The organism is Amycolatopsis pretoriensis (genome assembly GCF_900107925.1).
GTDB classification, from domain to species: domain Bacteria; phylum Actinomycetota; class Actinomycetes; order Mycobacteriales; family Pseudonocardiaceae; genus Amycolatopsis; species Amycolatopsis pretoriensis.
The window spans coordinates 1,014,908-1,028,655 of sequence record NZ_FNUJ01000003.1 but is presented as its reverse complement, the minus strand read 5'-3'; the positions used below and the strand labels follow the sequence as shown (position 1 = coordinate 1,028,655).

The window sequence follows — 13,748 nt, the reverse complement described above, 5'->3', positions numbered from 1 at the left end:
GACCGCTACCGCCACCATGGCGAGACCGGCCTGTTCGACCGGGCTAGCGCCCGAGACTGCCGGCCGACCGCCCCTCAGCCGAGGTGCTGCCGGTCCTGACCGTGGATCCAAGTGCTCTACGAGGGGTGCAGCTGCCGTTGGCGTGACGGCGTGAACTGCAGTCGCTGGTATCGGTATCGACCGACAAGCCGATCCGCACCGTGCCCGCAGGATCCGATCGAATTCGGACTCGGTGTCGCGCAGCGCGTCACTCCGCCACTTGACGCACAGTTTGGGCGTATCGCGGCCGGACGTTCGGGTTTCAGGTGACGTACGCTTACGTGCCGGAGACCGGGGGTGTCGCCATTGACATGGCGGACGGCACAGCTGACGAGGACACGCTGACCGGTCTCGCCGATACCGTCCACCGGATGCGGCGCGTCCAGTGGATGTCCACTAGCTGCGGCCAGATCTCCGTCCGGCGTGGCACGGCGGGCCGTGAGCGTGGCCGAGATCTTCAACTCCGTCAAGATGGGAAACGTCGTGTTCTTGGCCCCGCTTCGGTGGCCGAGCGTTACTCGTGAACCACGATCGCATACCTGCCGGACAATGGCCTGCCGGACGCACGCTAGCAGTGGCCTGGCTCCAGGAGGCACGTTTGCCTGCCGTCGCCACCTTCGTGTGCGCCGCCTGCACGGTCTCGGCGGCCGCGCAGGCACCTGATCGAGAGGTGTCGTCGATGAGGTTGAGCGGCTGAGCGGCTGAGGTAACCTCGCCCGCGGCGTGCAAACCTCCGGGCTTCCACCACCCGGCCGCGAGAACGGCGAGCTCTCTTGCAGAATTGAGGATGGCGTGGGCTTGCGACCGGAACAACTGCCCCGCGGGGGTCTTTGGTCGGTACTGCCCATGCTGCAGGCTGCGACGTCGTGCGGGGCGCCGTTCCACGGCGCCGGCTCATGTACCCGGCTGACTGGTGATCACGGAGAGGCACATGAGTCGACGCGCGTGCTCGTCGATGTGCGTGATCAGCCGACGACGGACCGAACTCGGATGACTTCGGCCTCCCGGTCTGTGCCGTTCGGCAGGGCATGCGGATCCTGCCGGGTCACGGCGGGCGTCCAGGTGCCCAGTGCTGCTTCTGCGGTGATCCCTGGCCCGAAGCCGGCGAGCATTCCTTGAGCACCCGCGGGCAGGCCTTCGTCGAAGAAGTGACGCAGAACGGCCAGCACCACGGCCGAAGCGATGTTGCCGTACTCGGAAAGCACTGCCCGGCTGTGTCGGAAGGCGTGGGCGGGCACCGCCAGGTGTTGGGCGAGGTCGTCGAGGATCCGGGGGCCACCGGCGTGGATGACGTAGAAACCGAGGTTTGACGCATCCCAGCCGTTGCTCGCAGTCAACTGCTTGAGCGCCGGTGTGATCATGGACATCGTGCCGGGTACTCGCCGGTCCAGCCGGAAGTGGTACCCGGTGTCCTTGATCTCGTAAGAGATCCAGGACTCGGTCTCGGGTACAACGTAGGAGGAGTTGACGCTCAGGGTCATGCCGGCTCCGCCGGCCCCCCGGACGACCGCTGCGGCGATTGCGTCACCGAAGAGGCCGTTGGACAGCAAGGTACCGACGTCCGAATCTGTCGGCTGGTAGCACAGCGAGCAGAATTCACACGTCACGACCAGTACGTTGGCCCCGGGATAGGCTCGGCAGAAGTCATGCGCTCGGTTGACCGCCGCGCCGCCGGCCGCGCACCCCAGCTGGGCCATCGGGATCTGACGCACGTCCTGGCGGAAACCCAGCTCGTTGATCATCCAAGTTGTCATCGGCGGCATAGTGAAGCCGGTGCAGGAAACGAAGACGATCGCGTCGATGTCGTCGGCCTGAACGTCGGCGGACTGCAATGCTTCTTCGACGACGGCAGGTAAGTTTTGCCGAACTTCGCGCTGATAGATCTTGGCACGCGCCGTGACGCCGGGGTGGTCCAGCGTAGCGGTGATCGGCTGGATCAGATGGCGTTTCTGCACGCCGGTGTTTTCGATCATCCGGAGCACGGTGCGCAGCTTCTGGTGACCGCTGTGAATCCGGCGGCACATCGCCAAGGTTTCGTCCAGGGTGATCACGTTATCCGGCACCCACACCGCAGGACGGCACAAGGTGGGACTCAGATCGCCGATGTCGAATACCACGTCATGCATGTCTGACCTCCAGTGGTTCCGCCTGCCGGGATGATGGGTTGCCGTCACGAAGACCTGACAGCGACCGTCCACCCTGGACTGTGCCTGCGGGCTGTCGACCTGGCCGCCTTGACTGGCGAAATCGACAGCGAGGTATGACCAATGGGGCAGCCTTGATCCGTCGTTACGGCGGCGGTCTGGCGAGCTCGGGCAGCCTCGGCTATACCTGCCCTGAAGACCGCAGACTGCAGACGGTGGCCGAAGCGGGAGCATGGAACTATGACCGAAACAGCCGCACACAGCGTACGGGTAGTCATCTCGATCGCGCAGGCGGACTTGGGTGAATCCACGAGAGCTGTCGAGCTGGCTCGTGCGATCGAGGCGAGCTGTCCGGGCGGTTGGCGAGCTGAAATCATCTTCCTAACCCATGGCGGCCCCTTCGCCAAGACGGTTGACGAAGCCGGATTTAGCAGTTGGGAATGCCGACCTCGGATCGCCGGTGTGAGCTTCCGCGAAGATCTCCAGTCGAAAGAGCCCGAGTTCATCGGCGATCCGCTGATCGCGGAAAGCATGATCAAGGGAGAATCGGCGGCGTTATCGGCGCTCCGGCCGGACGTGGTACTCCACGGGTTCTGGCCGCCGGCGAGCATCGCGAGCCGGATGCTGGGCATCCCCACCATCTGTTTCCTGTCCCTCCCAATGCATCCCGACACTCTTATGTCCCGCAACTTCCTCCGGGACATACCCGACCCGGCGAAGCTGTTGACCTATCTACCGCGGCCGGTCCGGCGCAGGCTGGCCGCGCTGATCCCACGGCGTGCGATCGCGGCCGTTCCAATGTTCGCCCAGCGCAACATCCGGGTCGGTGCGGAACGGGCGGGCTGGGAAGGCGTCCCGTTGCAGCATATCTGGGACATGCTCAGTGCCGATTTGACGATCGTCAACGACCTTCCCGACTTCTATGAGGACGTGCGGCTGCCTTTGGGCTTTCGGTTGACCGGTCCGCTGTTCGCCTCGGCCGCCGGGGACGAGGAGATCGAGCTTGGGATCGCTGCGCTGTTCGGCCCCCGAGAGCGTCGGCCGAAGGTGCTCTGCACGATGGGGAGTTCGGCGAAGCCGGAGCAGCTGTTGGCCGCGGTGGCCGCACTGACCGGCGGCGTGGCCCGGGATTGGAACTCTGTCATCGTGGTTCCGCCGGCCATCTGCCCACTGGAGTTGGTCCGGCGGCATGTCGGCGACGCCGAGCATGTTTATCTGACCGACCGGTTCGTGCCTGCGCCCCTGGTCAACGAACTGGCCGATGTCGTGGTCTCCCACGGCGGACAGGGCACGGTGCAGACCGCGGTCAGTACGGGCACCCCGGTCGTCGGGTTTGGCGTCCAAACCGAACAACAGCTCAACCTCGATCGAGTCGTAGAAGCAGGAGCGGGAATCAGGCTGCCGATTCACCGCTGGAAGCCGGCTGCGATCCGCCGTGCCGTGAACAAGGTGCTGACGGAGCCCGCTTACGAGGAACGTGCGCGTTTGCTACAGCGCCGGTTCGCGGCCGTCGATGGGCGTACCGCCGCCGGCCGGGAGATCTGGCACTGGCTCGTCGATGAGGACCGGACGGCTTCCCGACACGTTCGCCAAGCCATGCACAAAGGGGCAGGGACAAGTAAACCAAAAGGCAGTCTGGGTGCCGTGCTCGACGGTACGTGATAAGTATCTCCGCGAATGAGCGGGTCTGATTCCTGCAGAAATGGGCACAACCATGACGATTTACCCGAAGACTTCGACGGAACATCCGAACGTCGACATCTTGAAGGCGGTTTACGCCGATCTGACGCGCTTGGGCGAGTTCGCTGCGGACGATATCGTCATGCACACCGCAGAGCGCGAAGTGAGCCTCGAGAACGCGAAGGCCCGTGGACGGGCTGAGGTCGTCGCGAAAGAACGCGAACTGATCGAGCTCACCGGAGGAACACTCGTCATGGACGTCGAAGATGTTGTGGCGAACGACTTCTTCGGAGCAGTGACGGGGTTCTTGCGGGCGCATCGCGGTGACGATGTTCTTGCGGTTCCATTTTGTGGAGTCTGGCGATTCGTCGACGGCAAGATCGTAGAACACTGGGAGAATGCCTACGACTTGCCGGCGTTTTCAAAATTCGTTTCTGGTCGTGCGTGAAGCGCGCCGAATGATCAGTCTTAAGGGTAGGAACCACATGAGTGTTCGGAACGGGCAGAATTCAGCGAAGCTCACGATCGGTGGCGACTTGGTCGTCAGCCGGCTCGGATACGGTGCGATGCACCTGACAGGGCACGGTATGTGGGGTCCGCCCGAGGACGAAGACGGTGCCGTGCGCGTGCTACGCCGTGCAGTAGAACTCGGCGTCAACTTCATCGACACCGCGGACTCGTACGGTCCGGGCGACAACGAGCGCATCATTCGGAAAGCATTGCACCCGTATGCCGACGACGTCGTCATCTGCACTAAGGGCGGCATGCTGCGCACCGGGCCGAAGGACTGGCTGCGAGAAGAGGGTGAGCCATACATCATGCCGCTTGGCCGGCCCGCGTACCTGCGCCAGCAGGTGGAGCTGAGCCTGCGGAATCTCGGCCTGGAACGGATCGACATCTACGAACTGCACAGCATCGACCCACTGGTGCCGCTGGAAGACCAGATCGGTGAACTCCGACGGATGCAAGACGAGGGCAAGATCCGGCACATCGGAATCTCCGGCCAGCCCGGCGTCACGATCGCGCAGCTCGAGGCAGCCCGGCAGGTCGCCGACATCGTCCTGGTCGAGAACCTGTTCAACATCGCCGACCAGTCCGGTGCTGCGGTGCTGGACTACTGCGAGCAGCGCGGAATCGCCTTTGCGCCGTGGTTCCCGATGGGGCACGGAGAACTCGCCGACCCCGCAGGCGCCTTCGCCGCCACGGCTGCGCGCTACGACCTGTCGCCGTCTCAACTGGCGTTGGCGTGGCTCCTGCACCGCTCTTCGGTGATGGTGCCCATCCCGGGGACGCGTTCGGTCGAGCACCTCGAGCAGAACCTGGTCGCGCGCACGGTGAACTTGACCGAAGCCGATTGGGCCGAGGTCGAGAAAGACTGCGAGAACCTGGCCGTCTGGACGCCGGGAGCCTGATCGGCTGTCGTGCCGGAACGACGCCGAGTCGCCTCGGATCGAGAGCGCGCCGGTGATTGCGGAGCGTTTCATGGCAAGAGGAGAGGATGACCGAGGTGAAGAGCGAGAGGTCCGTACCGTCTGCCCGAGGGGCCGCCCCCCTGCTGGGCCACGCACGAAGGCTGGCGCGTGATCCGTTCGGCTTTCTCAAGTCGCTGTCCGCGGGGTCCGGCTTGGTCAGTATGAAGCTCGGACCGCATCCGGTCGTAGTGGTGAGTGATCCGACTTTGACGGACCAGCTTCTCCGGGACGACCGGACCTTTGACAAGGGAGGTCCGTTGATGGACCTCGTCGCACCGGCGGTCGGACGCGGTTTGGCGACCTGCCCACGTAGCGAGCACCGTGCGCCTCGGCGGCTGCTCCAGCCGCTGTTCCATCCGAAGCGTCTCGAGGGCTACGTCGACGGCATGGTCTCGGCGGTCCGGACGGTATTGGACGACTGGCGGGACGGCGACGTCTTGGACGTGCCTTTGGAGATGCGTAAGCTTTCGCTGCGCATCGCAGTCAGCGCCTTCTTCTCCAACCAGCTGCCGCCGGCGGTCCGGGACCAAACAGCCGACGACATGACTGCGATATTGGTCGGATTCGCGCAGCGGCTGGCGAGGCCACCACTGTTCGATCTCCTACCCACCCCGGCCAACCGGCGCTATAAGGCAGCGCTCCGGCGCCTCCGACGGATGGCAGCGGACACTGTCGCCACCCGGCGTGCGAACGCCCAGGACCCGGGTGACGACTTCTTGGCCCTGCTCATCGACGGCAAGGATGCAAGGGGTGTGCCGGTTCACAGCGAGCGCGGCGAGATCGATCAGCTGCTCACGTTCCTCGTCGCACCGACTGCTACCGCCGGAAGCGTCCTGAGCTGGGCGCTGCAGGAGCTGGCGACGAAGCCCGGTCTGCAGGAGCGACTGCGGGAGGAAGCCCAGACGGTACTCGTAGGGAGTCCCGCAGCAGCTGAGCACCTGGGCAAGCTCGAATTCACCAAGCAGGTCGTCACCGAGACACTGCGAATGTACCCTTCGCTCTGGTTCGCGCCTCTGCGCATCGTGACAGCCGATACGCAACTGGGCGGGTACGACCTACCGGCCGGCACCGTCGTCGCCTTCAGTCCCTACCTCGTTCAGCGAAGCGCGGAATTCTACGTCGATCCGGACCGTTTCGATCCCGACCGGTGGGACAGCGCATCGCTACCGGCACCCTCACGCCAAGCATTCATCCCGTTCGGCACCGGCGCCCGGCAGTGCATCGCGCAAGACTTCGCGTTCAACGAGTTGGTTTTGGCTCTCGCCACCCTCGCCGCGCAATGGCGCTTTGAGCCGGTCGCTGGTCGGCCGCTTCCCACTCGTGCGTCGGTTAACTTGACACCGCGAGCTCTCTACCTCCGCGTATTCTCCAGGGAAAACACGGAGGGCGGGACAGCAACCGGTGTGCCGTCTTCGCAGTCGGCAGGAGCGCGTCCGGGAAACCGTCGGCCGACTTCGAGTCCGGCTTGGCAGATCTGACGCGGTGACGCGCGTGCCCCGCGGGCAGCTCGTGAAGCCTGTCGATCAAGGAAGGTGCCCTGTCCGCGGGATGGAGCAAACCATGCCTCGGTCCTCGGTCCGGTAACTGCCACGCGGGTGACCTCAACCCAGGCTGACGCTGAATACACAGCCTGTGCTGCTCGGCTGCCGCGACCTGGCTGGCGGTGGATGTCGACGTCCGGCAGCCGGCCGGCCGCTCGGGAGGTTCGGCAGTGGCGGTGGCGTATAGGCGGCTCTGAGCGCGCCATTCAGGACGCCAACAAGTGCAGCTCCACGGCTGCAGTGACGGGCTTAGAGAACGTCGACGTCAGCTGCTTGTCCTGGTCCGGACGAGCCGACCGGCGCCAGCCCGGTGCGATGCGATCGTCGTCTCCGCGTCGAAAGTATGTGTACCGCCAGAGCCCTTTGTCCCTCGCGTCGACCATCGTCGAAGGACGCTGTCGAACGTCCGCGTCGGCCAGACGATGCCGACTGCCGGTTGGCTCCAGAACAGGCCGGTGGTGGCGGCGTTGTAGTGGAGGTACACCCAGTCCGCGCCAGCGGGAACACGGATCGACGGTCGCCAACGCGGTGGTCGGGTCAGCGTTGAAACGGTGGTACGCACTGCTAAGGCACCTGCCAGGCGAGCACCTTTCTTGCGTCAGGTTTGGCTGGATTTGATCGGTCGGTGTCGCTTAAGCCGCTCACGGCCGCGCGCCTCGCCGCGCAGACTGGCCGTACCCGAGCCACCGAGGAGCGTCATGGCAAGCACCGACGAGATTGCCGCGGAGTCCGCTACCGACTGGGATCTGGTGCGCTCCGGCCCCGAGTTCACCGAGCTCAGGCGCCGGATGCGTCGGTTCGTAGTCCCGGTCACAGCGGTGTTTTCTTCCTGGTACGTGGGTTACGTGCTCCTAGCGGACTTCGCCCACGGCTTCATGGCGACGAAGCTCCTCGGCAATCTGAACGTCGGGCTGGTGCTGGGCATCCTGCAGTTCGCCTCGACCTTCCTGATCACCGGCCTCTACCTGCGTTACGCGGCCAAAAAGCTCGACCCCCTCGCCGAGCGGATCCGTGCCGAACACGAAGGGGCCGGCGATGAGTGACCCGATGCTCAACGTAGGCATCTTCGCAGTCTTTGTCGTCGTTACGCTGCTGATCGTTGTCCGGACCCGGCGCCGCGGCGCCACGGCGGCGGACTTCTACACTGCGGGCCAGGTGTTCACCGGTCGGCAGAACGGAACCGCGATCGCGGGCGACTACCTTTCCGCCGCCGCGTTCCTCGGGATCAGCGGTGCTGTAGCCACCTACGGCTACGACGGCTTCCTCTATTCGATCGGGTTCCTCGTCGCGTGGCTGATCGCGCTGCTGCTCGTCGCGGAACTTCTGCGCAACACCGGCCAGTTCACCATGGCCGACATGCTGAGTTTCCGGCTCAAGCCGGGGCCGGTCCGCACCGCGGCCGCCCTGTCCACGCTCATGGTGAGCTTCTTTTACCTCCTCGCGCAGATGAACGGCGCGGGTGGGCTCGTTGCCCTTCTTCTCGGCGTCACTGGGCGCGTCGGCCAGGCTGTCGTGGTCACTGTGGTCGGCGCGCTCATGGTGCTCTACGTGCTGATCGGTGGCATGAAGGGAACCACCTGGGTGCAGATCATCAAGGCCGTTCTCTTGCTCGTCGGAGCGTTCGGCATGACGGTCTGGGTGCTGGCGCGGTACGGTTTCGACTTCTCGGCCATTCTGCGCGCAGCGGTGGAACGCGGCGGTGCCGGAGGTGAGGCCCTTTTGGGACCAGGCAAACAGTACGGTGCGAGTGGTCTCTCCCGGGTGGACTTCCTGTCCCTGGGGATCACGCTAGTTCTCGGAACGGCGGGGCTGCCGCACGTGCTGATGCGCTTCTATACCGTCCCCAATTCGGGCGCGGCCCGGCGTTCGGTCGCGTGGGCGATTGGGCTGATCGGCGTGTTCCTGCTCTTAACCCTGGTCCTCGGCTACGGCGCCGGCGCGCTTGTCGGACCGGAGAAGATCGCGAATTCCCCTGGCAAGGCGAACTCAGCGATCCCGCTGCTGGCCCAGACACTCGGCGGACCCGTCCTGCTCGGGCTCATCGCGGCGGTCGCCTTCGCGACTATCCTCGCCGTCGTCGCCGGGCTCACCATCACGGCGTCCGCCTCGTTCGCCCACGACCTCTACGCGGGGGTGCTGCGGCGCAAGAACCCGCCGGACGCTAAGTCGGAGGTCCGGGTCGCGCGCTGGGCTGCGGTGGCTATCGGGCTGGTCGCGATCGCCGGCGGCATCGTCACCAACGGCCAGAACGTGGCGTTCCTGGTCTCGCTTGCCTTCGCGGTCGCCGCTTCCGCCAACCTGCCCGCGATCCTGTACTCCCTGTTCTGGAAGCGGTTCACAACTCAGGGTGCGTTGTGGAGCATCTACGGCGGGCTCACCGTGACAGTGGGGCTGATCATCTTCTCGCCGGTGGTATCTGGCACGCCCACGTCGATTTTCCCCGCCGCGCACTTCGCCTGGTTTCCGCTGGCCAACCCGGGGCTGGTCGCGATCCCGCTTTCGTTCTTGCTCGGCTACCTCGGCACCGTCCTGTCGGCACGCCCGTCGGATCTGCACAAGTACAGCGAGTTGGAAGTGCGAGCTCTGACCGGGATCGGCACCTCACCAGGAAGGTACTCATGAATCTGACCCGCACTGTTGCACCGGACCCGTACCTCCTGCTGCCCGAGTGTGGCTCGTTCACGCTCGAGTCCCCGGATGTGGAGGACGGCCGACAGACAGCTCAAGTGCACGTGCTCGACGGGGGCAACCGCTCTCCCCAGCTCGACTGGGCCGACTTCCCGGACGAGACGAAGGGGTTCGCTGTCACGTGTTTCGACCCGGACGCGCCGACGCCGTCGGGTTTCTGGCACTGGCTGGTGCTCGACCTCCCTGCGTCGGTCACCGGCCTGGAGCAGGGCGCCGGCGCGCCGGGCGGTTCACTCCCAGCGGGCGCCTTCCAGCTTCGAAACGACTTCGGCTCGGTCGGTTACGGCGGTGCGGCACCGCCACCGGGGGATCGGCCCCACCGCTACTACTTCGCCGTTCACGCTCTCGACGTCGACCGGGTCGGCGTCGACAGGGACACGAGCCCGGCGGCGGCCTCGTTTTCCCTCGTCTTCCACACACTGGCCAGGGCCCTGGTTGTGCCCGTCTACTCGCGATGACTGCGTTCATCCGTGAAAGGAACACCGCTGCCATGATCGACCCCGGACATCACTTGCAGATCGGGTCCCTGTTGTTCGAAGGCCTCGACCAGATCGACCTGACCGGTCCGTTCGAAGTGCTCTCCCGCATCCCCAACTCGACTTACGGCATTTTCGGGAAGACGATGGACCCGGTCCGCGACATCAAGGGCTTGCGGCTGACCCCTGACGCGACCCTCGGCGAGGCACCCCAGCTGGACGTCTTGCACGTCCCCGGCGGGTTCGGCCAGGAGGACCTGATGGCCGACGAGGAGGTACTCGGCTGGCTGCGCGCTCAGGCCGCCGACGCCACCTGCGTGTTTTCGGTCTGCACCGGCGCGCTGCTCTTGGGAGCGGCCGGCCTGCTGCGCGGGCGCCGTGCAACGACGCACTGGTCCGCCTTCGAGACGCTGCCCTACTTCGGGGCGGAGGCGGTGGACGAGCGGGTCGTCGTCGACGGCGACTGGGTGTTCGCCGCAGGGGTGACCGCCGGCATCGACGGCGCTCTGCGCGTCGCCGCGGAATTGCGCGGCGACGAGGCTGCGCAGACGATCCAGCTGCACATGGTCTACGCCCCCGAGCCGCCGTTCGACAGCGGCACCCCGCAGACTGCACCGCCGGAGGTCGTGTCGAAGGCGCGCAAAGCCGTCGAGGGCATCACGGCTCGGCGCACGGAAACCGCCAAGCGGATCGGCAAGGAGCTCGACGTCGACCTGACGACATTCAGCTGACCGGTGTGCGGAAGGCGCGCCGATAATCCGAAGGGGACAGGTGGACCAGATCGCGGAACCGACGGCGGAAGGCCACCGTGGATTCGAACCCGCACCGTCGGGCGATCTGGTCGATCGGGAGGTCGGATGTCTCGAGCAGCTGCTGGGCCCGGGTGATGCGTCGCCGGGCCAGCCACCTCCAGGGCGAAGTCCCGATTTGCGCCTGGAAGTGGCGGCCGAACGAACGGGGGCTGTAGCCGATGTGGGCGGCCATGTCGGCGACGGTGAGCGATTGCTCCAGCCGTTCGTCCAGCCAAATGAGCAGATCGGCCATGTCGATGTTGGTCGCAGCCGGGTCGTCGTGCTCGATGAACTGCGCCTGGTCGCCAGAGCGGTGCGGAGCGATTACACTGCGCCGGGCGATCTTGTTCGCGAACGCGGCGCCGAAGTCCTCCCGGACGATGTCGAGGCAGAGGTCGATCCCGGCCGCGACGCCGCCCGAGGACAGCAGGTTGCCGTCGCGCACGTAGAGGACGTTGGGCAGGACAGTCGCGTCGGGGAAGAGGCGGGTCAGCTCGTCGGTGACGGCCCAGTGGGTCGTCACCTCGCGCCCGTCGAGCAGCCCGGCGTGCCCGAGAGCGAAAGCACCGGTGCAGATGGATACGACGCGGGCCTCGCGGTCGATGACGCGTTGCAGCGCGGCCGCCGTCGCCGGGGCCAGCGGCTCGGCGATCGGCTCATAGCCCGGAATCACGACCGTGTCCGCGGCGTCGAGCAGCTCCAGGCCACCGTGGACACCCAATGGGACCCCGATCCCGGTCCGCACCGGTTCGCCGTCCGCCGAAGCCACATGGAACGCGTAACGCACCGGTTCGGGATCGCGGTGCCGGTGCCCGAAGAACTGGGCGACGGCCCCGAAGTCCAGCGCGACCACGCCGTCGAGGACCAGTGCGGCCACGCGATGCATGGCTGGAATGTAGCACTCAATACCACTACCGCCAAGTCGGGAAGACGGACATGGATGTCATCGAGCTGACTCGCAGGCTGGTATCCCTCGACACCGCAGGCTGTGCGGAAAACGCCGCCGTCGCGTTGCTGGCGCCGCTCCTCGAGGCCGCCGGGTTCCGCCTCGACGTCGTCGAACACGAGCCTGGCCGGTGCACGCTCGTTGCGGAGTGGATGCTGGACCAGCCGGAACCGCCGCTGTGCCTGTCGGGGCACCTGGACACCGTTCCGTTCGGCGCCGCGCCGTGGCGGCGCGATCCGCTCGGCGCCGAACTAGACGGTGACCGCCTGCACGGACGCGGGACGACCGACATGAAGGGCGGCGTCGCGGCGATTGTCGTCGCGGCTTGCCGGGTGGCCGCGTGCCGGCCGGCGCGTGCGGGGCTGCGCCTGGTGCTGACCGCGGCCGAGGAGACCGGATCGGAGGGTGCCGCCGCGGTTGCGAACCGGCTAGCGGGCCGGCCCAGCGGCCCGCTCGTGATCCCCGAGCCGACCGACAACGTCGTCGCGTTCGGGCACAAGGGAGCGCTGTGGCTCTCGGCTCAGGCGCACGGCGTTACTGCGCACGGGTCCGCGCCGCACCTCGGCGAGAACGCCGTCACAAAGCTTGCCGCCGCCGTGACCAGGATCGACGGGATCGAGTTCGCAGCGGACGACCACCCCGTGATGGGTCGGCCGACGCTCAACATCGGCACCTTCCACGGAGGCCTCAACGTGAACTCGGTGCCCGACCACGCGGAGGCCAGGGTGGACGTGCGGAGCATCCCGGGGCAGAAGCACGACCTCATCCGTACGGTGGTTAGCCAGCGCGCCGGGGCCGGTGTGACTCTGACGCCGATCATCGACCTCCGTCCGGTGTGGACCGACCCGGCCGGTGCGTGGGTGACCTCCGCGACCGAGACAGTGCGTGCGATCACCGGCGCCCCGGCGGGCGCTCCGCGAGCGATGTCGTTCTTCACTGACGCGGCTGTCCTTACCGAGGCGCTGGGTTCGGTACCGACGATCATCTGCGGCCCGGGAAAGCCCGAGCTCGCGCACGTGACGGACGAGTGGTGTTCCGTCACCCGCATCCGAGAGTCGGCCGAAATCCTCGAGCGGATTTGCTGTGACTGGTGTGGTTGCTGACTACCGTTGTCCCAAAGGAGGAGAGGGCCGACTGTGACATAGCGTAAAGGCGTCGTGATGACCGGTGAAAAGGAGTGGGAAGCGCACCAAAGCCCGGCAGTCGCTCGCGACATCGTCAGCGAAGGCGAGAGTGAGCCGTCGACGGGCTTTGGGTCGGCGCGCGCTTCGGGCCGACAAGTGCCTACCACGTGATGGCCCCGCTGGGCGATCGCCTATGCGGTGGGCAGGTCTTCGACGTGGCCGTAGAGGGAGTGTTCTCGGAGCACCCCGTCGGAGTCGAGTTCGGCGACAAAATCTTCCCAGTCCATGTTGGCGATCGTGAGGTTGTTTTCGATCTCTTGAATGGTGTGTGGGACAGCCCGGAACGATCGGCAGGCGGGCTCGCCTGGCCCTTCGGCGGCCGGATCCGGCTCCTCGCCGAGGTTCACGACGAGGACCGGGTGCTCAGCAGACCTGATCGTCGACTCGTCGACGATCAGCAGCAGTCCGTGCTCGTTGGAGGCCGGCAGGCACCGCTGCAGCTCGGTGGCCGACAGGCCTGCGAACGCACGATCGTCGACGAAAGTTACGTTGGCCTCGAAGTCGTCCGGCGTCACCCAGTTGATCGCGGTCTGCACTCGCTCCCAGGCCGCCTGGTCGGAGAAGTCGGTCCGGACCACCGGTACCTCTGGCGTCATGGGGATATTCATGGTTCTTCCATTCGACAGAAAGGGACACACGCGTTCCGCGTGATGTCGCCCAAGCTAGCTCGGTGCAGGTGTTTAACCGAGTGAAGTCGTCGGACGGATCGCCTACCTTTGCCCGAAGGACTCTCGACTCAGCGGACGGTGCCCGAACGGCGGTCCCGATCGTGAACAGCGTCGAGGTG

At 66.0% G+C, this 13,748-nt stretch carries 12 protein-coding genes; 9 read left to right on the top strand and 3 right to left on the bottom strand.

Going from position 1 to position 13,748, the window contains the following annotated elements:
- Positions 1 to 1,004 precede the first annotated feature (1,004 nt).
- On the bottom strand, positions 1,005 to 2,165 hold the full coding sequence (locus tag BLV96_RS17315; protein WP_086673290.1) for a type III polyketide synthase: 1,161 nt from the start codon (positions 2,163 to 2,165) through the stop codon (positions 1,005 to 1,007).
- A 258-nt stretch (positions 2,166 to 2,423) separates the two neighbouring features.
- Here BLV96_RS17315 and BLV96_RS17310 point away from each other — a divergent pair, with 258 nt between their 5' ends.
- The 8 genes from BLV96_RS17310 (at position 2,424) to BLV96_RS17275 (ending at position 10,771) form a co-directional block, all read left to right on the top strand.
- Positions 2,424 to 3,845: a nucleotide disphospho-sugar-binding domain-containing protein gene (locus tag BLV96_RS17310; RefSeq protein ID WP_143050985.1), complete on the top strand. Its 1,422-nt coding sequence runs from the start codon at positions 2,424 to 2,426 to the stop codon at positions 3,843 to 3,845.
- 52 nt (positions 3,846 to 3,897) lie between these two features.
- Positions 3,898 to 4,311: a nuclear transport factor 2 family protein gene (locus BLV96_RS17305; RefSeq protein WP_086673313.1), complete on the top strand. Its 414-nt coding sequence runs from the start codon at positions 3,898 to 3,900 to the stop codon at positions 4,309 to 4,311.
- A 37-nt stretch (positions 4,312 to 4,348) separates the two neighbouring features.
- On the top strand, positions 4,349 to 5,275 hold the full coding sequence (locus BLV96_RS17300; RefSeq protein ID WP_086673294.1) for an aldo/keto reductase: 927 nt from the start codon (positions 4,349 to 4,351) through the stop codon (positions 5,273 to 5,275).
- Positions 5,276 to 5,361: 86 nt separating this feature from the next.
- Complete coding sequence (locus tag BLV96_RS17295; RefSeq protein ID WP_086673297.1) at positions 5,362 to 6,813, top strand: cytochrome P450; 1,452 nt, start codon at positions 5,362 to 5,364, stop codon at positions 6,811 to 6,813.
- Positions 6,814 to 7,574: 761 nt separating this feature from the next.
- Complete coding sequence (locus BLV96_RS17290; RefSeq protein WP_086673299.1) at positions 7,575 to 7,919, top strand: DUF485 domain-containing protein; 345 nt, start codon at positions 7,575 to 7,577, stop codon at positions 7,917 to 7,919.
- Positions 7,912 to 9,498 carry a solute symporter family protein gene (locus BLV96_RS17285; protein ID WP_086673300.1) on the top strand — a complete coding sequence of 529 codons (1,587 nt, stop codon included), beginning with the start codon at positions 7,912 to 7,914 and terminating at the stop codon, positions 9,496 to 9,498. Before BLV96_RS17290 ends, BLV96_RS17285 begins: the two co-directional genes overlap by 8 nt.
- Positions 9,495 to 10,022: a YbhB/YbcL family Raf kinase inhibitor-like protein gene (locus tag BLV96_RS17280; RefSeq protein ID WP_086673302.1), complete on the top strand. Its 528-nt coding sequence runs from the start codon at positions 9,495 to 9,497 to the stop codon at positions 10,020 to 10,022. Before BLV96_RS17285 ends, BLV96_RS17280 begins: the two co-directional genes overlap by 4 nt.
- Positions 10,023 to 10,054: 32 nt before the next feature.
- A complete protein-coding gene (locus tag BLV96_RS17275) occupies positions 10,055 to 10,771 on the top strand; it encodes a DJ-1/PfpI family protein (protein ID WP_086673304.1) in 717 nt (238 codons plus the stop codon).
- On the opposite strand, the gene BLV96_RS17270 is transcribed toward BLV96_RS17275, so the two are convergent.
- Positions 10,764 to 11,717 carry a GlxA family transcriptional regulator gene (locus BLV96_RS17270; protein WP_086673306.1) on the bottom strand — a complete coding sequence of 318 codons (954 nt, stop codon included), beginning with the start codon at positions 11,715 to 11,717 and terminating at the stop codon, positions 10,764 to 10,766. The genes BLV96_RS17275 and BLV96_RS17270 overlap by 8 nt on opposite strands.
- 50 nt (positions 11,718 to 11,767) lie before the next feature.
- Here BLV96_RS17270 and BLV96_RS17265 point away from each other — a divergent pair, with 50 nt between their 5' ends.
- Positions 11,768 to 12,880: a M20 family metallopeptidase gene (locus BLV96_RS17265; protein WP_086673309.1), complete on the top strand. Its 1,113-nt coding sequence runs from the start codon at positions 11,768 to 11,770 to the stop codon at positions 12,878 to 12,880.
- A 212-nt stretch (positions 12,881 to 13,092) separates the two neighbouring features.
- Here BLV96_RS17265 and BLV96_RS17260 read toward each other — a convergent pair whose 3' ends face one another.
- Positions 13,093 to 13,569, bottom strand: a complete 477-nt coding sequence (locus tag BLV96_RS17260; RefSeq protein WP_143050984.1) for a DUF6924 domain-containing protein — start codon at positions 13,567 to 13,569, stop codon at positions 13,093 to 13,095.
- Between the last annotated feature and the right edge of the window lie 179 nt (positions 13,570 to 13,748).

Bases quoted from the DNA above. Each gene is read 5' to 3' on its own strand.
- BLV96_RS17315 (WP_086673290.1), bottom strand. From the start codon at position 2,165: ATGCATGACGTGGTATTCGACATCGGCGATCTGAGTCCCACCTTGTGC.
- BLV96_RS17310 (WP_143050985.1), top strand. From the start codon at position 2,424: ATGACCGAAACAGCCGCACACAGCGTACGGGTAGTCATCTCGATCGCG.
- BLV96_RS17305 (WP_086673313.1), top strand. From the start codon at position 3,898: ATGACGATTTACCCGAAGACTTCGACGGAACATCCGAACGTCGACATC.
- BLV96_RS17300 (WP_086673294.1), top strand. From the start codon at position 4,349: ATGAGTGTTCGGAACGGGCAGAATTCAGCGAAGCTCACGATCGGTGGC.
- BLV96_RS17295 (WP_086673297.1), top strand. From the start codon at position 5,362: ATGACCGAGGTGAAGAGCGAGAGGTCCGTACCGTCTGCCCGAGGGGCC.
- BLV96_RS17290 (WP_086673299.1), top strand. From the start codon at position 7,575: ATGGCAAGCACCGACGAGATTGCCGCGGAGTCCGCTACCGACTGGGAT.
- BLV96_RS17285 (WP_086673300.1), top strand. From the start codon at position 7,912: ATGAGTGACCCGATGCTCAACGTAGGCATCTTCGCAGTCTTTGTCGTC.
- BLV96_RS17280 (WP_086673302.1), top strand. From the start codon at position 9,495: ATGAATCTGACCCGCACTGTTGCACCGGACCCGTACCTCCTGCTGCCC.
- BLV96_RS17275 (WP_086673304.1), top strand. From the start codon at position 10,055: ATGATCGACCCCGGACATCACTTGCAGATCGGGTCCCTGTTGTTCGAA.
- BLV96_RS17270 (WP_086673306.1), bottom strand. From the start codon at position 11,717: ATGCATCGCGTGGCCGCACTGGTCCTCGACGGCGTGGTCGCGCTGGAC.
- BLV96_RS17265 (WP_086673309.1), top strand. From the start codon at position 11,768: ATGGATGTCATCGAGCTGACTCGCAGGCTGGTATCCCTCGACACCGCA.
- BLV96_RS17260 (WP_143050984.1), bottom strand. From the start codon at position 13,569: ATGAATATCCCCATGACGCCAGAGGTACCGGTGGTCCGGACCGACTTC.